Source organism: Erythrobacter aurantius, assembly GCF_023823125.1.
GTDB lineage: Bacteria > Pseudomonadota > Alphaproteobacteria > Sphingomonadales > Sphingomonadaceae > Erythrobacter > Erythrobacter aurantius.
On record NZ_CP090949.1, the window covers coordinates 1,788,763 to 1,811,146 of the forward strand.

Annotated in this window: 19 protein-coding genes; 9 read left to right on the forward strand and 10 right to left on the reverse strand. The window is 61.0% G+C overall.

Annotated elements, in window-relative coordinates; all coding sequences use genetic code 11:
• The 6 genes from ccmE (at position 1) to L1K66_RS08560 (ending at position 6,089) form a co-directional block, all read left to right on the forward strand.
• Positions 1–462 (forward strand): cytochrome c maturation protein CcmE, encoded by a 462-nt coding sequence (gene ccmE, locus L1K66_RS08535; RefSeq protein ID WP_252260470.1) that lies wholly within the window; start codon positions 1–3, stop codon positions 460–462.
• A gap of 18 nt (positions 463–480) precedes the next feature.
• Positions 481–2,478 carry a heme lyase CcmF/NrfE family subunit gene (locus tag L1K66_RS08540; protein ID WP_252257485.1) on the forward strand — a complete coding sequence of 666 codons (1,998 nt, stop codon included), beginning with the start codon at positions 481–483 and terminating at the stop codon, positions 2,476–2,478.
• Positions 2,478–3,002, forward strand: coding sequence for a DsbE family thiol:disulfide interchange protein (locus L1K66_RS08545; RefSeq protein WP_252257486.1), 525 nt, complete (start codon positions 2,478–2,480; stop codon positions 3,000–3,002). The genes L1K66_RS08540 and L1K66_RS08545 overlap by 1 nt, the downstream gene beginning before the upstream one ends.
• Complete coding sequence (locus tag L1K66_RS08550; RefSeq protein ID WP_252257487.1) at positions 2,999–3,424, forward strand: cytochrome c-type biogenesis protein; 426 nt, start codon at positions 2,999–3,001, stop codon at positions 3,422–3,424. The genes L1K66_RS08545 and L1K66_RS08550 overlap by 4 nt, the downstream gene beginning before the upstream one ends.
• Positions 3,424–4,065 (forward strand): tetratricopeptide repeat protein, encoded by a 642-nt coding sequence (locus L1K66_RS08555; RefSeq protein WP_034953013.1) that lies wholly within the window; start codon positions 3,424–3,426, stop codon positions 4,063–4,065. The genes L1K66_RS08550 and L1K66_RS08555 overlap by 1 nt, the downstream gene beginning before the upstream one ends.
• A 98-nt stretch (positions 4,066–4,163) precedes the next feature.
• Complete coding sequence (locus tag L1K66_RS08560) at positions 4,164–6,089, forward strand: potassium transporter Kup (protein ID WP_407931991.1); 1,926 nt, start codon at positions 4,164–4,166, stop codon at positions 6,087–6,089.
• 4 nt (positions 6,090–6,093) lie between these two features.
• Here the strand turns inward: L1K66_RS08560 and L1K66_RS08565 are convergent, their stop codons facing one another.
• From L1K66_RS08565 to L1K66_RS08590, 6 genes are read right to left on the reverse strand one after another with little or no spacing between them, the layout of a single operon-like run.
• On the reverse strand, positions 6,094–7,440 hold the full coding sequence (locus L1K66_RS08565) for a M24 family metallopeptidase (protein WP_252257489.1): 1,347 nt from the start codon (positions 7,438–7,440) through the stop codon (positions 6,094–6,096).
• Positions 7,440–8,090 carry an inner membrane-spanning protein YciB gene (locus L1K66_RS08570; RefSeq protein WP_252257490.1) on the reverse strand — a complete coding sequence of 217 codons (651 nt, stop codon included), beginning with the start codon at positions 8,088–8,090 and terminating at the stop codon, positions 7,440–7,442. Before L1K66_RS08570 ends, L1K66_RS08565 begins: the two co-directional genes overlap by 1 nt.
• Positions 8,090–9,004: a signal recognition particle-docking protein FtsY gene (ftsY, locus tag L1K66_RS08575; RefSeq protein WP_034953024.1), complete on the reverse strand. Its 915-nt coding sequence runs from the start codon at positions 9,002–9,004 to the stop codon at positions 8,090–8,092. Before ftsY ends, L1K66_RS08570 begins: the two co-directional genes overlap by 1 nt.
• The gene (locus L1K66_RS08580; protein ID WP_252257491.1) at positions 9,001–10,206 is read right to left on the reverse strand and encodes a MiaB/RimO family radical SAM methylthiotransferase; all 1,206 of its coding nucleotides are present in this window, start codon (positions 10,204–10,206) and stop codon (positions 9,001–9,003) included. Before L1K66_RS08580 ends, ftsY begins: the two co-directional genes overlap by 4 nt.
• Complete coding sequence (gene dapF, locus L1K66_RS08585) at positions 10,188–11,009, reverse strand: diaminopimelate epimerase (protein ID WP_252260471.1); 822 nt, start codon at positions 11,007–11,009, stop codon at positions 10,188–10,190. Before dapF ends, L1K66_RS08580 begins: the two co-directional genes overlap by 19 nt.
• Before the next feature lie 55 nt (positions 11,010–11,064).
• Positions 11,065–12,726 carry a putative bifunctional diguanylate cyclase/phosphodiesterase gene (locus L1K66_RS08590; protein WP_252257492.1) on the reverse strand — a complete coding sequence of 554 codons (1,662 nt, stop codon included), beginning with the start codon at positions 12,724–12,726 and terminating at the stop codon, positions 11,065–11,067.
• A 194-nt stretch (positions 12,727–12,920) separates the two neighbouring features.
• On the opposite strand from L1K66_RS08590, the gene L1K66_RS08595 reads away from it, so the two are divergent.
• Positions 12,921–13,331: an EVE domain-containing protein gene (locus L1K66_RS08595; protein WP_252257493.1), complete on the forward strand. Its 411-nt coding sequence runs from the start codon at positions 12,921–12,923 to the stop codon at positions 13,329–13,331.
• Between the two features lie 29 nt (positions 13,332–13,360).
• Here L1K66_RS08595 and L1K66_RS08600 read toward each other — a convergent pair whose 3' ends face one another.
• A complete protein-coding gene (locus tag L1K66_RS08600) occupies positions 13,361–15,052 on the reverse strand; it encodes a thiamine pyrophosphate-binding protein (RefSeq protein ID WP_252257494.1) in 1,692 nt (563 codons plus the stop codon).
• 133 nt (positions 15,053–15,185) lie between these two features.
• On the opposite strand from L1K66_RS08600, the gene L1K66_RS08605 reads away from it, so the two are divergent.
• Positions 15,186–15,437, forward strand: a complete 252-nt coding sequence (locus L1K66_RS08605; protein ID WP_051699660.1) for a hypothetical protein — start codon at positions 15,186–15,188, stop codon at positions 15,435–15,437.
• A 9-nt stretch (positions 15,438–15,446) separates the two neighbouring features.
• Here L1K66_RS08605 and L1K66_RS08610 read toward each other — a convergent pair whose 3' ends face one another.
• Positions 15,447–16,862 carry an MFS transporter gene (locus tag L1K66_RS08610; RefSeq protein ID WP_252257495.1) on the reverse strand — a complete coding sequence of 472 codons (1,416 nt, stop codon included), beginning with the start codon at positions 16,860–16,862 and terminating at the stop codon, positions 15,447–15,449.
• A 155-nt stretch (positions 16,863–17,017) separates the two neighbouring features.
• Here L1K66_RS08610 and pgsA point away from each other — a divergent pair, with 155 nt between their 5' ends.
• Positions 17,018–17,626 carry a CDP-diacylglycerol--glycerol-3-phosphate 3-phosphatidyltransferase gene (gene pgsA, locus L1K66_RS08615; RefSeq protein WP_252257496.1) on the forward strand — a complete coding sequence of 203 codons (609 nt, stop codon included), beginning with the start codon at positions 17,018–17,020 and terminating at the stop codon, positions 17,624–17,626.
• A gap of 8 nt (positions 17,627–17,634) precedes the next feature.
• On the opposite strand, the gene L1K66_RS08620 is transcribed toward pgsA, so the two are convergent.
• On the reverse strand, positions 17,635–19,599 hold the full coding sequence (locus tag L1K66_RS08620; RefSeq protein WP_252257497.1) for a tetratricopeptide repeat-containing sulfotransferase family protein: 1,965 nt from the start codon (positions 19,597–19,599) through the stop codon (positions 17,635–17,637).
• 74 nt (positions 19,600–19,673) lie between these two features.
• Positions 19,674–22,343: a TonB-dependent receptor gene (locus tag L1K66_RS08625; RefSeq protein ID WP_252257498.1), complete on the reverse strand. Its 2,670-nt coding sequence runs from the start codon at positions 22,341–22,343 to the stop codon at positions 19,674–19,676.
• Positions 22,344–22,384 lie beyond the last annotated feature (41 nt).

Genomic DNA, 22,384 nt, shown 5'->3' on the forward strand with positions numbered 1-22,384 from the left:
ATGAAGGCAAAGCACCAACGCATGACGCTGGTGGTGCTCGCGCTGGTTGCGATTGTCGCGGCGGGGCTGATCGCGACCTGGGCGCTGCGCAGCCAGGCCAATTACTTCTACCTGCCCGAACAGATGGCCGCAGAACCGCCCGCGGTGGGCCAGCCGGTGCGTCTGGGCGGCATGGTGCAGGCCGGGTCGATCGAAACACAGGCCGATGGCATCACCGTCAACTTCGTCGTCACCGGCAATGAAAACAGCACCAGGCGAGTGACCTACAGCGGCATCTTGCCCGATCTGTTTGTCGAAGGATCGGGCGTGGTCGCCGAAGGCAGCTTGCAGGCCGATGGCACTTTTCTTGCCACCAATCTGCTTGCCAAGCATGACGAGAATTATGTCCCGCGCGAGCTCGAAGGGCTGGAAGGCCACAAGGGCAACGAGGATTACGCCGAAACCGTCGCCGGGCTGGATTGAGATAGGCAGGCAGAACCGATGATCGCTGAACTGGGTCTTGCTGCGCTCTGGCTATCGGCCGCTCTGGCAGTTTTGCAGATGGTTTCGGGCGCGCTCGGATTGCGCGATGGCGCTTCGCCGCATGCGCTCTATGCGCGGCCCGCCGCGGTGGTGCAGGCGTTTCTTGCGACGCTCGCCTTCTTCCTGCTGCTCTATGCCTTTGCCGTCACCGATCTGTCGATCAAGCTGGTGGCCACCAATTCGCATTCGGCCAAGCCCTTCATCTACAAGCTGACAGGCACCTGGGGGAACCACGAAGGCTCGATGCTGCTCTGGATCGCGGTGCTGGCGCTGTCGGGCGGCTTGCTTGGCGGGCTGGAACGGCGGATGCCGGAAAAGACCATGAGCGCGACGTTGATGGTGCAGGGATTTGTCGCGCTCGGCTTCTACGCTTTCCTGATCCTGTCCTCTAACCCGTTCGAACGGTTGCCCGTGCCTGCGGTGGAGGGATCGGGGCTCAATCCGCTGTTGCAGGACATTGGTCTCGCGATCCATCCGCCGACGCTTTACATCGGCTATGTCGGCCTGTCGGTCGCCTTCAGCCTCGCGATGGGTGCGCTGATCACCCGGCAGGTGACGCCCGATTTTGCCAAAGTGATGCGCCCGTGGGTGCTGGGGGCATGGGTGTTCCTGACCTTCGGCATTACTGCGGGCTCTTACTGGGCCTATTATGAGCTAGGCTGGGGCGGCTGGTGGTTCTGGGACCCGGTCGAGAACGCCTCGCTGATGCCGTGGCTCGCGGCGACCGCGCTGCTGCACTCGGTCAGCGTTCTGGCGGCGCGCGACGCGCTCAGGACCTGGACGATCATGCTGGGCGTGCTCGCTTTCTCGATGTCGATGCTCGGCACCTTCCTTGTGCGCTCGGGCGTGCTCACCAGCGTCCATGCTTTCGCCGTCGATCCCGAACGCGGGGCATTTATCCTCGGCCTTTTGGGGCTCTACATCGGCGGCGCGCTGGTAGTGTTTGCGATGCGCGCCAGTTCCATCGCCGAAGGAAAGCGGTTCACTGCCACCAGCCGTGAAGGCGCGCTGGTGTTCAACAACGTGATGCTGTCCGCAATCCTCGCCATCGTGTTGCTTGGCACGCTTTATCCGCTGCTGACAGAGGCGTTCGACGTGCGCGTCAGCGTTGGTCCGCCATACTTCAATCCGGCGGGCGCGATTTTCGCGATCCCGATGTTCATCGTCATGGCGATCGGCCCGCTGCTGCGGTGGAAGGACGACAAGCCCGGCCGCATCCAGTTCGAAGCGGCGATGCTGGCCGCCATCGTCATCGCGATTGTCGCACTGGTGGCGGTGCTGGGCGATTATGCGATCTTGCCGCTGCTCGGCCTTGCGCTGTCGGTGGCGCTGGCGGTGGCCGCGTTCCTGCCCCTGCGCGGGCGGAATATCCGCCGCGTGCCGACTGCGACATGGGGCATGGTGCTGGCGCATTTCGGCGTGGCGGTGTCGCTGTTCGGAATGGCATGTGAAAGCGCCTTTACCTCCGAAAGGCTTGCCGCGGTCGCTCCGGGCGATACCACTCAGGTCGCCGACTGGACGGTGACGCTGGAAAGCGTAGATCCCGTTGCCGGGCCCAACTGGACCGCGATCGAAGCGCGCGTTCTTGCCTCGCGCGGCGATGAGGAGCCCACGGTGCTTACTCCGCAGGCCCGCAATTTCTGGTCACCGCCGCAGCCCACCAGCGAAAGCGCGCTGATCACAAGGCTCGACGGCCAGCTCTATGCCGTGATCGGCGATTCCGCCGGGGTGGATGCCAATGGCAAGGAACGCTGGCAGCTGCGCGTCTGGTGGAAGCCGTTCGTCACCTTCATCTGGTACGGTGGCCTTCTGATCGCGCTGGGCGGAATCGTCTCGATTGTCGGGCGGTTGCAGGTCGATCTGAAACGGCGCAAGGCCAAGGCGCTGGGCGATGCCCGCCGTGATGATCTGGATGAAATCAAAGGTGGCGACACCCTGCCGGAGCCTGCCGAATAATGCGTCTCGCCTATCTGATACCGCTGGGCCTGTTCCTGTTTTTCGCAGGGCTCGCCGGATACATGCTGACTCAGCCGAAGGAACAGAATGTTCCGTCGCAGATGATCGAGCAGCCGCTGCCCGATTTCACGCTTGAACCAGCGCTCGAAGGAATGCCCGGTGCGACCAAGGCCGATTTCGTCGGTGGCGAGCCGCGCCTGCTGAACATCTGGGCAAGCTGGTGCCTGCCCTGCATTGCCGAAGCACCGCATCTGGAGCGGTTGAAGCAGGAAGGCGTCGAGATCATCGGCGTCGCCGTGCGCGACCGGCCCGAAGCGGTAGAGGATTTCCTCTCGCGCTATGGCAATCCCTACAGCCGGATCGGGGCTGACGACATTTCCGAACTGATGCTGGAAATCGGCGCTTCGGGTGTCCCGGAAACCTATGTGATCGATGCGGCTGGCAATATCCGGTACCAGCACATCGGCGACATCCGCGAGGAAACCGTGCCGTTGTTGCTCGAAAAGCTGGAGGAAGCGCGATGATGCGGCTGTTGATCGCATTGGCCGCGCTGCTGGCTATGCCCGTCATGGCGCAACAGGGCATGCCGCCCGCGCCCTACGCTTACACCCAGCTTGAAGACCCCGCGCTCGAAGCGGAGGCGGTCGAACTGATGGAGACGCTGCGCTGCCTCAAGTGCCAGTCGCAGAGCATCCATGACAGCGACGCGCCGATGGCGGGCGATATGCGGCATCAGGTCCGCTCGCGCCTACTGGCGGGTGAAAGCCCGGAACAGATCAGGGCGTGGCTGACGCAACGCTATGGCGACTATGTCAGCTACGAACCGCAGGTGTCTTCGACGACATGGCCGCTGTTCGCGATCCCGCTGCTGCTGTTGCTGGTTGTTGGCCTGATCCTGCTGCGCCGCCTCGGCAAACGCCGTTCTGACGAAGAAACGGCAGCCTGATGGGCGGTTGGCTGGCCATCCTGTCGCTGACCTTGGTCAGCTTCGCCATCGCGGCTTTCATGTTGCGTCTGCCCAAACAGGGCTTTGCCGTGTTCGGCGCGGTGCTGTTGCTGGGCCTTGTCGGCTATGCGTGGACAGGATCGCCCGGACAGCCGGGCAGCCCCAAGCAGCCCGATCTCGCGCTTGATCGCCAATCCGGTGAGGAAATGGTCGAGGCGCGTCGGCAATTGTTCGACGAAACCCGGCCAAAGCCAGATTACCTCGTGCTGTCAGACGGTTTCGCGAGGCGCGGCCGTTTTGACGAAGCGGCGCAATTGTTGCGCAAGGGGTTGAACGACAATCCCGAACACCTCGAAGGGTGGCTGGCGCTGGGCATGGCCTTGACCGGCCATGCCGATGGTTTTGTTACCCCGGCTGCCGCCTATGCCTTTGGCAAGGCACGCGAACTTGACCCGATCAATCCTGGCGCCGATTACTTCATGGGTTTCGCGCTGCTGCGCACGGGCCAGATAATCGCCGCGCGCGACACATGGGCTAGCCTGCTTGAACGCACGCCGGAGGATGCGCCGTGGCGTCCGGGTCTCGAATCCGAAGTCGCGCGGCTGGATGACATGATCGCCCGTGCACCGATGCTGCAATAGGATGGTTTCGAGTCGCGATATTGCAGGTGCCAAGCCGCGGTGCTAAGCGCCGCCGCCTTGGATGGGCCCTGTGGCCCGGCCGTTCGGGATAGTCGCCGATAATGAGCGAGAAAGCAGCACCAGCCCACCAGCCGCCGCAGGGCGGCCATGCGCATAGCGGATCAAAGGCTGCGCTGGCCGTTGGTGCTATTGGTATCGTCTTTGGCGATATCGGCACCAGCCCGCTTTACGCATTCCGTGAAACCTTCGCCGGGACCGCGAATATCGCGATCGACCGGATGCATGTGCTGGGCGTTGTCAGCCTGATTTTCTGGTCGATGCTGCTGGTCGTTTCGATCCAGTATGTCACGATCCTGATGCGCGCCGATAACAAGGGGCAGGGCGGCAGCCTTGCTCTGGTGGCGCTGCTTTCGCGTCACATCGGCAAATCAAGCTATGGCTGGCTGGTGGTGTTGCTGGGCGTGTTCGCCACTGCGCTTTTCTATGGCGACAGCATGATCACACCGGCGATTTCGGTACTTTCAGCGGTCGAAGGGTTGACGGTGGTCGATCACACGCTGGATCGCTTTGTCATTCCGATTGCGCTCGGTCTGCTGGCGCTTCTGTTCATGTTGCAGGCCCGTGGTACAGCAAAAGTCGGCGCGTTGTTTGCTCCGGTGATGATCGTCTATTTCAGCGTAATTGCCTTGCTCGGCGGCTGGCAGATCATCCAGAACCCCGACATCCTCAACGCGCTCAATCCCTATTACGCGGTGATGTTCTTTGTCAGCGATGGCGTGGTTGCATTCCTCGCGCTGGGCGCGGTCGTCTTGGCGGTGACGGGTTCTGAGGCGCTCTATTCCGACATGGGGCATTTCGGGCGTGGCCCGATGCGCCTTTCGTGGTTCGGTTTCGTGATGCCGTGTCTTCTGCTCAACTACTTCGGACAAGGCGCGATGATTGCCGGCCTGCCTGCAGAAGAGGCAGCGATAGCAGTGCAAAATCCGTTCTTCCTGCTGGCGAGCGAAGAATATCGCCTGCCACTGGTTTTGCTGGCGACGGTGGCAACTTTCATCGCCAGCCAGGCGGTGATTTCCGGCGCGTTTTCGATCACGCACCAGGCGGTGCAGATGGGCTTCATGCCGCGTCTGAACATCCGCCACACCTCGGAAACCGAAGGCGGCCAGATCTATATTCCGGTTGTGAACTGGGCGCTGATGGTGGCGGTGATCATACTCGTCCTGACGTTCCAGAATTCGTCCAACCTCGCCAGCGCATACGGCATCGCGGTGACGGGTGCGGTGACGATCGACACACTGCTGATGGCGGTGTTGCTTGTCAGCGTGTGGAAGTGGAAATGGTGGTACGCGGCGCCGGTGGTACTGCTGTTCCTGATCGTCGACGGCGCCTATTTCGCCGCGAACCTGACAAAGGTGCCGCAGGGCGGCTGGTTCCCGCTTGTCGTCGGCCTTATCGCCTTTACCCTGCTCACGACATGGTCTCGCGGGCGCAAGCTGATGCGCGAGCGGATGAGCGAACACGCGCTTCCGATGGAAATCTTTGCCAAATCGGCCAAGAATTCGGCCCTGCGTGTGCCGGGGACGGCCATCTTCATGGCGTCCAGCACCGCCGGTGTCCCCTCCGCGCTGCTGCACAATATCAAGCACAACAAGGTGCTGCACGAACGCGTCGTGATCCTGACGGTGGAGATCGGCGACATCCCCTATGTCGATCCCGATCAGCGTTGCGAATTTGTCGACATGGGCGACGGGTTCTTCCGGGCAAAGCTGCATTACGGCTTCATGGAGGAAACCGACGTTCCAACCGGGCTCAAGAAGATGGAGCGGTGCGGCGGCGAATTCGACATGATGCAGACCAGCTTCTTCCTGTCGCGCCAAACGCTGCTGCCCAGTGAAAAACCGGGAATGCCGATCTGGCGCGAGAAGATTTTCGCGTGGATGCTGCGCAACAGCGCGAGCGCGATGGACTTCTTCAAACTGCCTACCAACCGCGTGGTGGAGCTGGGCAGCCAGGTCGAGATCTAGCGGCTCACTCCGCCCCGATCGCCGTGATCGCGGTCTGCCGCCCGTCGAGGAACCGCACGCTTTCCCCGTCGAACCATGCGTCTTCCTCGGTTCGGAAATCCACGCGCTGCCCGCCCCATTCGGGGACTTCGGCGTAGCTGGTCAATTCGATTGACCATGCGGTGTTGGCGCGCAGCGTGTCTTCCCCGCGCGGATCGGCGTTTTGGTTATCCCAGAAACCGATGGCCGTGCCTGCCCCGTGGCCGTGATAGCCGATGGGGTGCGAATAGATCGACGGGTCGAGCCCCTCTGCCAGCGCCCGTTCGCGCGCCGCGGCGAGGACAGCGTTGCCCGAAAGCCCGACCTTCATTTCCTCGCGCAGGATATCCTGCACCCGGTTCGAATTGGCGAGGCCCTGTGCCAGTCCCGCCGGAACCTCTGTCTCGCCGGGTTTGAGGACATAGGCGAGATGCTGCGTATCGGTGTTGAGCCGCAGATATGTGATGCCGAAGTCGGTCCACAGCAGGTCGCCCGGCTGGATTACCGTTTCGCCATTCATCATCCCCGCTTCGCCTTCGCGCTGGATGCCGACGCTGGGGTGAAACCACGGGGTCAGGCCAAGCTGCATCAGCCTTTCGCGATACCACCATTGCACATCGGCGGCGGTGGTCTGGCCGGGCGTGATGACAGCATTCGAAAACGCCTCGCCAATCACCGCATGGGCGATGCGCACGATGCCGGGATAGATTTCCATCTCGGCCGGCGTGCGCACTTCGAGCCAGCGCGTCGCCAGCTTCTCGCCCGAAATCACGCGGTCGCGATATTCGGCAGGCAGCGCGGCCATCATCGCGTCATACTGGCTTTTCGTCATACCGTCGCCGAAACGGGTCGCGTCGGATACGTTGATGGCGATATTGGCCGGATCGCGCGCGGCGATGATGCCGGCCACGGCCTTCCACTGGTCAGGCTGCTCCGCCGGGTCCCAGGCGGGTTCGAACAGCCCGGCAAGGCCATAGCGGCTCACAGTCAGTCGTTCGATCGGTTCGCCATTTCCGGGATCGTGGAAGATCAGGATAGTGCGCCGCCGCGCATGGAAGCTGTTGGCATCGAGCATGGTGGCGATCACCGGCTCTTCGAAATATTCGCGCGCCATCAGCAACCATAGCGACACGCCCTCTTCGCGCATCAATTGCGGGATCAACGTGTCGAGCCGTTCCGCCAGCAACCGGTCGATCACCTCGGCGCGTTCGCGCGGGGGCAGGATCTGGGGAAGGGCGGGGTGCGCCTCCTCCGTCTCGCTCATCGGGATGACGGGTTGTGCGCAAAGCGGCGCGGAAAGGGCCAGTGCGGCCAGCAGCGAAAGGGCACGCATCAGCTTTCCGTCTTTTCATTGGCGGCATCTTCACCGTCATCCAGCGACAGGCCGTGCTTCATCAGCAGCGGTATCTGCGAGAAGGTGAAGAGGAAGGACAGCGGCATGAAGACCCAGAATTTCGCCCAAAGCCAGCTTTCGAAACTCAATTGCGATCGCAGAACCTCGTTTAGTCCCGCAAGGAACAGGAAGAAAATTCCCCAATTGCGCGAGAGCTTTAGCCAGCCCTGTTCATCCACGCCCTCAAACGCGGCTTCGAGCAGGATTTGAAGCAGCGCACGGCCCATGAAGAAACCGACGATCAATGCCGCGCCCATCAGCGCATAGATGATCGTTGGTTTGATCTGGACGAAAGTCGGGTCGCCGAAGAAGATTGTGAGCGCGCCGAAGCCGACGATCAGCGCAGTCGAAAACCACAGCATCGGCGAAATCTTGCCGAGCAGGGCGCGGCTTGAAATCAGGGCGATAATTGCGGCAACCATGAACGCACCCGTGCCATAGATGATGGCGAGCAATTCCCCCGCAGGGTTCGGATCAGCAGGCGCGTTGAAGCGGTATACGCCAAGGAACACCAGCAGCGGGCCGTAATCGATGGCGACATTCAGCCAGCCCGATCCCTTCTTCTTCGGCGCGGTTTCGGCCTCGCTCATCAGGCAACCCCTGCAATAACTTTCGCCACCAGATCGGGATCGAACGGGCGCAAATCTTCCATTTTCTCGCCCACCCCGATCGCGTGGATCGGCAGGCCGTATTGCTCCGCTGCCGCCACCAGCACGCCGCCGCGCGCCGTGCCGTCCAGCTTGGTCATGATCAGGCCAGTGACGCCCGCCACTTCCTTGAACACGTCAATCTGCGACAGCGCGTTCTGGCCATTGGTGGCATCGAGCACCAGCACCACGTCATGCGGAGCTTCGGGATTGAGCCGCCCGAGCACCCGGCGGATCTTCGCCAGCTCCTCCATCAGCTCTTTCTTGTTTTGCAGGCGGCCTGCGGTGTCGACGATCAGCGCGTCGATCCCGGTGTCAGTCGCCTGTTTTACGGCGTCAAACACGATTGATGCCGGATCGCCGCCTTCGGGGCCGCGCACGATGTCCACCCCGGCGCGTTCAGCCCAGGTGGCAAGCTGGCCGATGGCAGCGGCGCGGAAAGTGTCACCGGCGGCCAGCAGCACGCCGTAATCGTCTTCGGTGAACAGATGCGCCAGCTTGGCAATCGTGGTGGTCTTGCCCGATCCGTTGACTCCGATCACCAGGATCACCTGCGGGCGCGGGAAAGCGGTGATTTCCAGCGGCTTTGCCACCGGGCGCAGGATTTCGGCGATTTCTGCCGCGACCGCTTCCTTCAATTCCTTCTGCGTGATTTCGAGGCCAAAACTCTTGTCCGACAGGCGCTGACGGATGCGCGCAGCCGCAGCCGGACCGAGGTCGGATGTGATCAGCGCGTCCTCGATATCGTCCAGCGTCGCATCGTCCAGCCGCGCGGCGACCCCGGTAAGGTTGCTGCCGAGCCGTTCGGAAGTCTTGCGGAAACCGCCCAGCAGGCGTTCGGTCCAGCTGGTACTCATCGCAATAGGCCTCCTTCGATTGAGCGCGGCGTGATGTCGATCAGCTTGCCGGCGGGTGTCCCTTCCGGCAGGTCAACCCGCGCGTAACTGGGCGCATAGCCCGTGCCGTCGCGTTCGGCGAGGATGGACAAGGTTTCGCCCACAAGACTGTGCAGCCAGCGCTCGCGTCGCACTGCCACCGCCTCGCGCAATTCGGCGGCGCGCTGTTTCACGGTCTCACGTGCGACCTGTGGCATCCGCGCCGCCGGGGTGCCGGGGCGGGGTGAGTAAGGGAAGATATGCCCATGCACGATATCAAGCTCGTCGATGATCGAAAGGTTGGCGTCGTGATGCTCCGGGGTTTCGGTGGGAAACCCCGCGATAAGATCGGCACCGATGGCGATATCAGGCCGTCGTGCTTTCAACCGCTGCACCAAAGTCACGGCATCGGCGCGACTGTGCCGGCGCTTCATCCGTTTCAGGATCAGATCGTCGCCGTGCTGCATCGACAGGTGGAGATGCGGCATCAGCCGCTCCTCGCTGGCGAAAAGTTCGAACAAGGCCTCGTCAATCTCCACCCCGTCGAGCGAGGACATGCGCAGCCGTTGAAGCTGCGGGAAAGCATCGAGCACCGCTGCCACCAGCGCGCCGAGCGGGGGCGAACCGGGCAGGTCGTGTCCCCATGAAGTGACATCCACCCCGGTCAGCACAACTTCGCGCGCGCCCAGTTCAAGATGATGCTCAACCTCGCGCAGCACCTCGGCAATCGTCATCGACCGGCTGGCTCCACGACCCTGCGGGATGACGCAAAAAGTGCAGGCGTGATCGCAGCCGTTCTGCACCGCGATGAAGGCACGCGTGCGGGTCGGCGGCGGGGGCGCTTCGGGCAGGGGAACGTTCCATGCCCTCGGATCGAGTTTGGCCGCGTTGGCGATCAACCCGTCGACTTCGGGCATGTCGGCCAGTTGGTCGCGTTCGATATCGGCGGCGCATCCGGTGACGATCAGCCGTGCATCAGGCCGCGCGCGCCGGGCCTTGCGGATAGCCTGACGGGTCTGGCGCACTGCTTCGGATGTTACAGCGCAGGAATTGATCACGACGACATCGCCGCTGTCGGCCAGCATCGCCTTCATCCGCTCGCTTTCGGCGATGTTGAGACGGCAACCCAGCGATATGACTTCAGGCTTGATCGAAGGGGGTGCGTTCACGCGTATTCGTCCCATTCGAAGGTGCCACGGAACGCTTCGGTGGCTGGGCCGGTCATGGTGATTGTGCCGCCCTCGTGCCAGTCGATCACCAGATCACCGCCGGGCAGGGTGACTGTGACCGGCGCGGTCACCAGCCGCCGACGGATCGCTGCCACGGCGGTTGCACAGGCGCCCGTGCCGCAGGCCCGCGTCAGGCCCGCACCGCGTTCCCACACATGCAGCTTCAGGTGATTGTCCCCGGCAAGGCTGGCGACATTGACGTTGACGCGCTGCGGGAACAGCGGATCGTGTTCGATTTCCGGGCCGATAGCGCCGAGGTCCACCGCATCGGCATCCTCCACAAAGAAGATCACGTGCGGGTTGCCGACATTGACGGCCATCGGGCTTTCCAGCGCGCCGTTTTCCAATGGCCAGCCCACCGGCATGGCGGCGGTGTCCATCGCATAGGCGAGCGGGATCGCATCCCAGTCGAACCGAGGTGCACCCATGTCGACGCTCGCGCCGCCTTCGGCCGGTTCCAGCGTGATCGAGCCGCCCGCAGTCTCCACCCGTGCAGGCGCACCATGCAGCAGCGCCACCGCGCGGCTGGCATTGCCGCAGGCTTCGACTTCGCCGCCATCGGAATTGAATATCCGCATCCGGAACGCTTCGCTTGCGCTAGGCTCCAGCAGGATCAACTGGTCGCAACCGATCCCTTCGCGCCGGTCCGCCAGCGCTCGGGCAATCGCCGGAGTGATTTCGGGCAGAGGTGCGCCGCGCGCATCAAGCACGATGAAATCATTGCCGAGGCCATGCATCTTGACGAAGGGGACGCGCATCACGCCCTGCATCTATGCACAGGCAGGGCCAGCGTCCAGTCCCTTGCCGGGTGCCTTACCGTTCGGCGGCGCGGGGCCTGTCGTCAGAGGTATCCGCTTCGGGCTCTTGGCGAGGCTCCTGCGCGTCGCCTTCCTTGGCCAGCTTGCCCGCAATCGCCAGCCGCTGGAGCACTTCTTCGCCGGATTCAGGTTTGCCATAAAGGTATCCCTGACCCTTGAGCTTGCCCATGGATCGCAGCGCCAGCAGGATGTCTTCGTCCTCGATCCCTTCGGCGGTCAGTGGTAGTTCAAGCCCCCGGCCAAGCGAAACGATTGCATCGACGATCTTGGAATTGCGATTGGGGTTCTTGAGCTCCTGCACAAAGCTGCGATCGATCTTGAGCCGGTCAAACGGCAGCGTACGGAGCTGTTCGAGCGACGAATAGCCGGTGCCGAAATCGTCAAGACTGACCCGCACCCCCTGATTGCGAAGCGAGGTGATGATTGAACGCACCATGCCGACATTTTCATGCAGGCAGCTTTCGGTGACTTCCACTTCGAGCCGGTGGGCTGGGAAATTGTGCTTCACCAGCATTTTCAGCAGCTTTTGCGCAAACCACGGATCGCGCAGCTGAACCGGAGAAATATTGATGGCGAGCGTGATCGAGTTGTCCCAGCTGCGGGCATCCCTGAACGCCTTTTCCATCAACTGGTCGGACAATTCGGTGATCAGGCCGATTTCTTCGGCGATGGGAATGAAAATTTCCGGGCTGACCACACCCATCTGTTCCGAGCGCCAGCGCGCCAGCATCTCGAAGCCGACGATTTCCCCGGTCTCGATATCGACCTGCTGTTCGTAGAAGGGCACGAATTCGCCATTTACGACACCGCGGCGGATGCCGAGTTCCAGCTCGTTGCGGAACCGCAATTCGTTTTCCATCGTCTGTTCGAACCAGAAATAGCGGTTCTTCCCCTGCTTCTTGGCGTTGTACATGGCGATGTCGGCACGCTGCATCAGCGCGTCGGAATCGGCCAGCACCGGGTTGAAGCCGTGTTCGTCATGATCACTTGAAACACCGATGGAGACGGTGGCATCAATGGAAATTCCGTTGACCTCAAACGGCAGCGACATGCGTTCATACAGACGAATGATCAAATCATCGATCCGGTCGCGATTGGACGGATCGAATGGCGTGACAAAAGCGAATTCGTCACCGCCAAGCCGGGCCAGATGGGCTTCCTTTGGCAATTCCCCGATGATCCGCCGGGTTATCGCCACCAGCACCGCATCACCGACGGAATGGCCGTACATGTCATTGATCTGCTTGAAGTTATCCAGATCAATCATGCAATAGGCCACGGCATATCCGCGGGCATTTGCGCGTGCGCGCAAGGCATCGGTGGCCGTCAGCATGCTGCGACGGTTCAGGCAATTGGTGAGGGGATCGGTTTCGGCGAGTTCGCGGGCAAGTTCCTCGGCCCGGCGACGCTCGGCGATTTCCTGCTGCAATTCGCGGTATCGCCGCCAACCGAAGATGATCAGCACGATGTTGAGCAACAGCGCGTTGACCAATAGATAGTCGGGCGCCTTTCCGTCGAAGAACACTGCATTGATCGCGCTCGGCAAGACTGATCCGCCGGTCGCAACGAACAGGATAATTGCTGCAGTGGCAATGCCCAACGCGACCATATCCCGCTCGGCCTTGCCCAATGTGTCTTTTGCAGTCCTGGATTCCACCTTGAGCGTTCCCCGATGCGCAGGAACTCTTTTTCCCGCGTCGTTTCGCAAGGCTATGCCTCAGGCAATTGAAAATAGAGTTAATTCGCGTACCAGTGCGTGGATTACCGAGTGCGAGGGCTGGCGCGGGTGCCGGGTAGCCATTAACGGGTGCGGGGTCCCCCTTTCAATCCAACGGCAGGAGAAGCTCCCCCATGCCAAGCTACTGGCTCGTGAAATCGGAACCCTTCAAATACAGCTGGGACGATCTGGTTGCGGAACAGGAAGGCACCTGGGACGGGGTTCGCAATCATCTCGCAAAGAACAACTTGCAAGCGATGGAAGTGGGCGACGAGGCGTTCTTCTATCACTCGCGCGAAGGCTTGGAGATTGTCGGCATTTGCGAAGTGTCGGTCGCGGGCATCACCGATCCAACCGACGAAACCGGCAAATGGGCCGCGGTGAAGGTCAAGCCCAAGCGCAAGTTCGACAACCCCGTCACGCTCAAACAGATCAAGGCCGAGCCAAAGCTGGCCGATTGCGAGCTTGTGCGGCTGTCGCGATTGTCGGTTGCCAAGATCACGCCCGAGGAATGGGACGTTATCTGCAAGATGGCAGAGGGTTAGGGCGGCTAAAGAAGCCCTCAGCCGCCTTTCTAACGCCTTAAGTCGCCTTTTGCCTTCGCACGCAGACCGCTGATTGTCGCACCGCTCGCCGCGAGCTGCTCCACGTCGATCTTCACATGGATAAACCGCAGACCTGATCGTTGTTGCGCGTCGTCAAGTGCGGCGATGAACTCCGCCGTTGTCGATGCCGTAGCGCTCCATGCGCCAAAGGCGGCGCCCAGCGCGGCGAAATCGGGGTTGGCCAGTTGCGTGCCTGAGACGCGGCCCGGATATTCGCGCTCCTGATGCATCCGGATCGTGCCATAGGCGCCATTGTCGACGACGATCACCAGCAGATTGACGCCGTATTGTGCAGCGGTCGCAAGTTCCTGACCATTCATCAGAAAATCGCCGTCTCCTGCCACGGCAACAACCGTTCGTTCCGGAAACCGCAGTGCCGCCGCGACAGCTGCGGGCACGCCATAACCCATGGCTCCTGCGGTCGGCGCAAGCTGGCTGGGATAGCCGGCGTAGCGCCAATAGCGGTGCCACCAACCGGCGAAATTGCCCGCGCCGTTGCATATGATCGTATCGGCTGGAAGCGCCTCTCGCATGGACGTGACACAGGCCGCCATATCCAGCGCCGGAGGGTTATCCGCCGGTGAATGGGTCGCCCATGCGAGCCATTCGCGATGCGCTTCGGCTCCGGCATCGAACGGGATGATGGAGTGATCTTCCCACAGGGCGGCGGCTTCGGCAAATTCGTCCACCGCGCAGCAAAGCCCCAGCTCGGTCAGGTAGACCCGGCCTATTTCCTCCGGATCCGGGTGTACGTGGACCAGCAATTGTTCGGGATGGTCCGTCGCAGGAAAGCTGTATCCGTCAGTCGTCGCTTCCCCCAGGCGCGCACCCACGGCCAGCACGAAATCGGCCTGTTTCACCCGCTCGACAAGCTTGGGATTGGGGCCGTATCCAAGATTGCCGGCATACACGGGGCTGTCCGGCGAAATCGCGTCCTGACGCCGGAAAGCGGTGGCGACCGGCAGGCCGATGCTTTCGGCAAAAGACTGGAAATGCTCATGCGCCTTGGCGTTCCAACCCGCGCCGCCGATTATGGCAATCGGGCTGGCTGCATCAGCAATCATCGCAAACAAGGCCTGCATCGCGTCCGGGCACACGGCCTGCGCAGGGCGGGTCACGAGCGGGCGCGGCCTGATCGCAGCATCGACATGATCGCACAGCATGTCTTCGGGAAGGGCGAGCACAACCGGGCCCGGCCTGCCGCTGATCGCCACGGAATAGGCGCGCGCGACATATTCGGGGATACGGGCAGGGTCATCGATCCGGGCTGCCCATTTCGCGATGGGGCCAAAGAATGCTTCGAAATTGATTTCCTGAAAGCCTTCGCGGTCGCGCATCGGCCGGGCGACATCGCCTACAAACAGGATCATCGGCTGCGAATCCTGAAACGCCACGTGGACGCCGATGCTGGCATTGGTGGCGCCGGGGCCACGCGTGACGAAGGCGATCCCGGGTCGGCCGGTCATGGCACCGTCGGCGCAGGCCATGAAAGCGACACCGCCTTCCTGCCGACACACCACGGTTTCGATTCCGCTGCGTTCGTGCAGCGCATCGAGCACGGCGAGAAAGCTTTCGCCGGGTACGGTGAACAGCCGCTCCGTTCCCTGTTCGGCAAGGCAATCGACCAGCAATTCGGCGGCGGTTTGGGTGCTGTTTGTCACGCTTCAGATTCTCCCGTCTCAGGCGCGCTTAGGTGGTCTCGCGATTAACCACAACCCGGGCTTACTGTCCCCTTTTTGGGCAGGGGATACAGCGGCCTCGCCAAAAGTTAAGAAATCGTTAACTCGTCGTTTCATGACCTACGCAAGCCTTACAAGCGATCACGTGAAACGGCCCGGCATCATGCATGGACGGCGCCGTCGCAGCCTAGTCCTTACCGACGAAGGTGCCCGCCATCCCTTCCGTGCCAGCCTGCCTCCACACGTCCGCGAGGATTTGCTGGACATTCCGGCCGAAAGCCTTTGGCGCTTGACGACAGAAGACGTGCGCGGCGTTGCCAGCACCTATGTCGCCACGCTGGCGGCCGTTCTGGTCTTCATCATGTAAGACTGCTGGTCAGTCCGGGCAATCCGTCAGGTTGCCGGTTTGATCTTCGGCAGCCTGCTTTTCCGCCTTGAACAGCATCCAGCCGAGCCATGCGGAAATTACCGTCATGGCCGCTGCGAAAAGCAGTTGTTCGACTACTGGAATTCCTAGTCCCGTCAGGCCGATGGCGATCACCGAACCGATCACCATTGCCAGCGAATTGACGATGTTGTTCGCCGCAATGGTGCGCGATGCCGCGTCATGGGCGCAGCGCGTCGTCAGGAAGGCGTATAGCGGCACCACGAAAAAGCCCCCAGCAGTCGAAATGCCAAGCAGCATCAGTGAAAGCGGGATCGCCAGCGGTTCGAGTATCCATGTTTGAACCGGCAACAATTCGCCAGATTCATTGGGGATCCAGGCTTTCGACACGATGTAGAAGCCGATCACAAAGACGCCCATCACCACGACCGACAAGGGGGCGAACCGGGCAGAGACCTCGCCCTTCAACAGCGCATTGATCCCGACCGATCCGATTGCGATGCCAACCGAGAAGATAACCAGGAACAGGCTGGCGACTTCCTTGGATGCCATCAACTGGTTCTTGGCCAGTGGCGGAAACTGGATGAACAGCACGGCACCGATCGTCCAGAAAAAGCTGATCGCGACAATCGCAAGCCAGATTTCGCGATTGTGCATTGTGTCGCGGATCAGGCGCCAACTCATCACCGCCTGGTCTGCCACAGCCACCGCCGGATAGCCGAGCCAACGCAGGGCGCGATTTTCCACTTTGCGGCCATAAGGCTCAAGCAAGGGATAATGCATCTCGTAATCGCTTTGCGGCGGTGCCTCAGGCACAAACGTGCTGGAAAAATAGCCGACGAAAGCAGTGACCACGATCAACACCATCGCGATTTCGACGGCAATGAAGCCGGCCAGGATCGTGCCCGCAAGGATCGCGATATAGGTTCCCGCCTCGACCAACCCGGTGCCGGGCAGCACCTCTTCCTTCTTAAGGTGCTGAGGCAGGATCGCGTATTTGATCGGTCCAAGAAAAGTCGACTGGGCCGCGGCGAGAAATACCACGAACAGCAGCAGCGGGATTGCAACCGTGTGCACCGCGATCCCCTGCCAGGCCATGAACAGGCCGACCGCGCCGAGCGTTGCCCAGCCGATTTCGCATATTTTCACGATTCGTATGATCCGCGCCTTGTCGCGCGTGTCGGCCAATTGCCCGGCGAGTGCGGACAGGACCACGAAAGGAACGATGAAAATGACTGAGGCAAGCCCGCTAAACAGCGCTTCCTGCTGTTCGTCATTGTAGACCGAATAAACGACAAACAGCACCAACGCCGTCTTGAACAGGTTGTCGTTGAAAGCGTTGAAGAATTGCGTGACCATCAGCGGCAGGAAACGCTTCTGGCGCATCAGGTGTGTCGATGTCGTCATGGTAGCGTCGCGCCCGCCTGTCCTCTTCTCTCCCACCTCCCATAGCGGACATGCGAAGCCGCACAAGTCCGCCAAGGCAAGCGATCAAGCTTGTGTATGCTGACAATGGTTAGTGTTTTGCTGCGAGGCAGGAACGGCTAAGGCGAAAAACGATCATGCTGACGCTGCCCAACATCCTCACCATGTCGCGGATTTTTGCGGTTCCGCTGCTCGGGTTCTTCCTCTGGTGGCCCGATTGGCAGCTTGGCTATCTGATCGGCTTTGCGCTGTATTGCGTTATTGCGATCACCGATTTCTTTGACGGCTATCTGGCAAGGGCGCAGGGCACGGTGTCGAAGCTCGGCATTTTCCTCGATCCGATCGCGGACAAGATCATGGTGGCTGCAGTGATCCTTATCCTGACGGCTCAGGGTTATCTGCGCGGGCCGTATGTCGGTGACATGCATGTCATTGCCGGGCTGGTGATCCTGATCCGTGAGATCACGGTTAGCGGCTTGCGCGAATTTCTCGGTGGAATCCAGGTTTCGGTGCCGGTGACAAAGCTCGCCAAATGGAAAACGACGTTTCAGCTGGTGGCACTGGGAGCGCTGATCCTTGGTGGGGCGGTACACGGCCAGCCGTGCCAGTCTCCGCTAGAGAATTGCAAGACGCTGGCCGAAAGCTGGGTTCACGTTGTGGGCCTCGCCAGCCTCTGGGCGGCAGCGGTGCTGACCTGCGTGACGGGCTGGGACTACTTGCGGGTCGGCATCAAGCACATGGATTGAGGCAAGGCTCAGGCCAGATCGCCTAGCGCCGCCTTCAAATCGCCCAGCCACGGTTCGAACGGTTTCCACGCGCCTTGGCCCTTGCGATTGATCGGCTGGCGCACCTGTTCGCTCGACGCCGTACGCACCGCCCGCGGGGTCTTGTGAAACGCAAGGCATTGCTGCTCGAACGGCAGGCCGAGAAAATCGAGCATGCGCCGGGTCTGTCCTTCCAGATCATCGAGGACGTCTTCGTGCTGAACGCGTAGCACCTTGCCCGGCAGCACTTCGTCCCAGTGATCCATCAGCCCGACATAATCGGAGTAATAGCGACCTATCTCGGTCAATCCGTAGGTGAATTCCTGTCCTTCGGCGAACAGCTGCTTGAACCCGGAAAAGCAGCAATCCATCGGCGCGCGCCGGGCATCGATGATCTTTGCATTGGGCAGGATCAGGTGGATGAGACCGATGTGCCGGAAATTGTTCGGCATCTTGTCGATAAAGAACGGCGCGCCCTGTCGGTGGATGCGGGTATTCTCGATGAAGTCGGCGCCGAATTTTTCCAGCTGTTCGGCGGTCAGATCATGCAGGATTTGCGGGTAGCGCGATTGCCCTGCCTTTCGCCCGCGCAGACGGTGCGCCAGCGCGAGGATATTCGGCAATTCCAGAGTTCCGTCGATCTGTGAATGGCTGGCAAGGATCTGTTCCAGCAAGGTCGAACCGGCTCTGGGCAAGCCGAGGATGAAGATCGGATCGGGGGCAGGGTGGCCGTTGCCCTTGTGCTTTTCGAACAGCTCCGCTGAGCAGACTTCCTTTTGCAGCGTCAGCTCACGCGTCATGGCTTCGGCGCGGTATCGGGTCTGCGCGCGCTTCAGCGCATTGCCCTCGTCATAATGATGGAAGCTGGCTTCGTAGTCGCCTTCGTCTTCCATGGCCTTTGCCAGCGCAAAGCTAAGGTGAACCCTGTCCATGAAGGCCAGATCGTTGCGTGCGACTTGAGCCCGCATTGCCGCGATTTCGTCAGCACCAAAACGATAAGTCTTGAGGTTTGCGAGCGCATAGAAGGCATCGCCATGATCCGGCTTTGACGCGATCGCCGCGCGATAGCTGGCTTCGGCCTCTGCGCGATCCCCCTTGGTCTTTAACGCATGCCCGCGACTGGTCAGGCTGGCAGGATCATGTGGCAGCTTCTCCAGTACCTTTTCGAACAGGTCCAGTCCGCGAGTGTAATCGCCTGTCTGGATGCATTCGATCGCCAGCCGCGACTGAAACAGCGGATTGGCGGGATCACGCCGATAAAGCTTTTCTGCTTGATCCAATGCCTCGGCAAATTTCTGCCTCCGCCTCAGGACGTCGATATAGTCGAACCGCAATTGGACATCATCGGGCGAAAATTCGACTGCACTTTCGAGCAGGATTTCCGCATCGTCGAGAATGCCGAACTCGATCCCGATCTTGGCGAGCAGGCGCATGCCTTCGACGTTTCGCGGGTTCTGGCGCAGATAGTGGCGGCATATCTCTTCGGCCCGGGCCAAGCGGCCTTCAGCAAGATGGTTGGTGACAGCCACCAGTTCCCGGGGAAGCCCGGCGATACGCTGCTGCTGGGCGGCCGCGCCCTGTGCTTCGGCTGGACGTCCTGCGGCAGCATGCAGCCGTGCCTGCTCGCGCCAACTTGCCTCCAGCGCGGGGTTGAAGCGGGTCGCCTTGGCAAAGGCGGAGAGTGCCGCCTGATTGTCCCCTTTTGCGAGCGCTAGGTGGCCTTCTTCCTGCCACGCGCGACCATATTCGGGCATTGCGGAGTGTAGCGAGGAAAGGTGCCTGGACGCTTCGTCAAGACGCCCGAGATAACGCGCCGCCACCGCAGCCATATAGAGCGCCTCACCATCCAACGGATCAGCGCCGATCAGCACCTTCGCCAATTCAAGGCCAGCCTCGAATTGACCCGATTGCAGGGCCGCCTGTACTTGTCTCAGCTGGTCTTCACGGGTGGTCATGGATCGGGGCCTTAAACGGCAAAGCGGCGGGAGTGAACCGTAGCCACTCCCGCCGCCTGATTGGATGGGTTCGATCAATAGTCGAACGAAACACGCATACCCACCGTCAACGGACGATTGGTGATGATGCGTTCCCGATCATTGCCGAACACACCGGAAATTTCCGCGCGTTCGTCCGAAAGGTTCTCACCGAACACCTCGAAGCGCCAACGATCAGCCACGACACCTGCCGAAAGGTCGAACACGGTGTAGCTATCGAGCCGGATCTTGTTGATCTCGATAATGTCGGTGAATTTCGACGCCGAATAGGTCATCTGCGGCTGGATGAACGCCTCCAGATCACCGTTCAGATCCCATTCGTAGCGCGCCCTGATGTTGCCCTGGAAGCCCGGGGCGTAGGCCAGTTCTTCTCCCGCGATCACATCGCTGGTCGGAATCAACACCTCGGTGATCTCCGTGTCGAGGATCGAAAACGCCCCGGCAAAGGTCAGGCCCGGCGTCGAATACGGGGCGATCGTGAAATCGGATTCGATCCCGTAGATTTCAGCATTCGCCGCGTTCGAAGAGAAGAACAGATTTGTGATGGAAGGATCGAAAATCTGCGTTTGCAAGTTGGAGATATCGACGAAGAATGCCGAACCGTTCCAGCGGAACTGGCCGTCGATCAGGTCCATTTTCCAGCCGAATTCGTAGTTCTTGACTTCATCGGTCTCGACCTCGAACGGAACCGTAAAGCCGCTGCCCCCCGGTGCCACCGCGCCACCCGGACGGTTAAGCAGACCGGGGCGGAAGCCTTCGGAATAGGTGGCGTAGAACAAGAGGTCCGGCGTCGGGGTCAGGGTGATCGTGCCCTTGAAGATAGTGCCGCTGGTGGATGCGGTGTCAGGGGCGCGGACGGCGTTGAACACCTGCTGCGCCTGTGTGGCGGAAAGTCCTGCGGCCTGAATATCGGCGAGGCTGTCGCTCAGGTCGAACGTCTGACGCAAGGCTGCGTTGCATGATCCGATAAACGTGAATTGGCCGTCGCCGTTGTACAGATCGCTGATGTCCGTACCGAAGGCATTGGCATCCTGAGCCGCCCCGGAATTACAGAACGACCCATTAGCCGACCCTTCGAAGTCGACTTCGACATCGTAATAGCGAGCCCCGAAAGTCACGGTCAGCAGATCGGGGACCACGTCAAAGCTGGCTTCGCCAAAAATGCCAAACTGTTCGTCTGTCCGGCGAATGTCGTTGCGGAAGATCGTATCGCGCGGGAAAGGTCCCGGATCGGAAAAGAAACCGGTGGTCTGGGGGAAATTCGGTGCAAACGGCCCGAATGGCTCCGCCAGAACATTCCCCGGATAAGCGAAGTCGACGCGTTCTTCGAGGCTGAGGTCCGAATAAAAGCCCCCGCCCTGAAACCGGACGCGCCAATCTTCGGGGGTGCTGAAGCGGAGCTCCTGAGTGAACACCTCCGTCTTGCTGAAAGAATTGATGTAGAGGTTGGGTGCCTGGCAGGTCCCGCTCGGATCGGCAGCACCCGGATAGCTGACGGAGCCGTCACAGATGTAATACGGCAGATACTGACCGGCGAACATGTAATCGGTGTAGTCGGCGCGCTGTTCGCTCTCGCGATCGGTGTATGCGCCTGTGTAGATCACATCCAGCCAGCCGATGCGGCCTTCGACTGTCCAGCTGGTATTTGAGAAATCATCCTCCAGCCTGTCCGTCTCAAACCGTTCGATTTCAAGGTCGTCGAGGCCACCCAGTTCCGGATCCGCAAAGAACACACCGTCGCTTTCGAGGCTCTGCCGCTGGTGCGACAGGTTTACGGTCCAGTCAGGGGTAACTTCCCACAGGGCGCTCACGCGGAAGCCCGCATATTGGGTGTCGTTGAAATCGTCCTGTGCGATGCCGGCATTGTCGGCTTCGAGGAAGGTGACATTGGACAGGTTGGCGGTCGACTGGAAGCCAGCACGGATAGCGGACACGGGAACACCGTTGGCGCGAACGGTGCCTTCGGGGCGGAACCGTGCACTTTCCCGCAGGTCACGGGTGCCTTGGACATTGTCGACGTAGCCACCCTGATCATCGAGATATGCGACCGCGCGAAGGGCAAAGGTGTCAGTGACTGGCACGTTGACCATCACTTCGCCCTGATAGCTTGCCTCGCCCCCTTTGGTGAAAGAGACTCCGGCTGAACCCTTGCCATAGAAACCCGAAAGGTCGGGCTTGTTGGTGATCAGGCGGACAACGCCTGCTTGCGAACTGGCGCCGAACAGCGTGCCTTGCGGACCTGAGAGGACTTCGATCCGCTCAAGGTCAGCGGCATAGACGTCGAGATTGCGCCCCGGCTGCGAGAGGGGTTGATCGTTCAGATACAGCGCGACGTTGGGCGCAAGCCCGGCAACACCGGCTACCGTAATGTTGGGCGTAGTGGAGGCGAGGCCGCGAATGTAGATCGTGCTTTGTCCGGGGCCATTGCCGCCAGCCGTAACTGTCGGGATCTGCTCAAGATAGTCTTCGAAGGTATCGATGTTGAGTTGGTCAAGCTCCTCGGCGCCGATCGCGCTGACCGAAACCGGCACGTCCTGCAGATCTTCGCTCTTGCGCTGCGCCGTGACGACGATGGTGCGAACGCCGCCTTGACGCTGCGTGCTTTCGGTTTGTTGCTGAGCCGGTTGGGTGGTTTGCGCATAAACAGGTGATGCGATTGCGACTGCGAGTGCGCCGATCGACGCCCCGCTTATATATTTCGACATGTAATTGCCCCTTTTGAGCCGGATTGCGGGCCCGCGGCGCA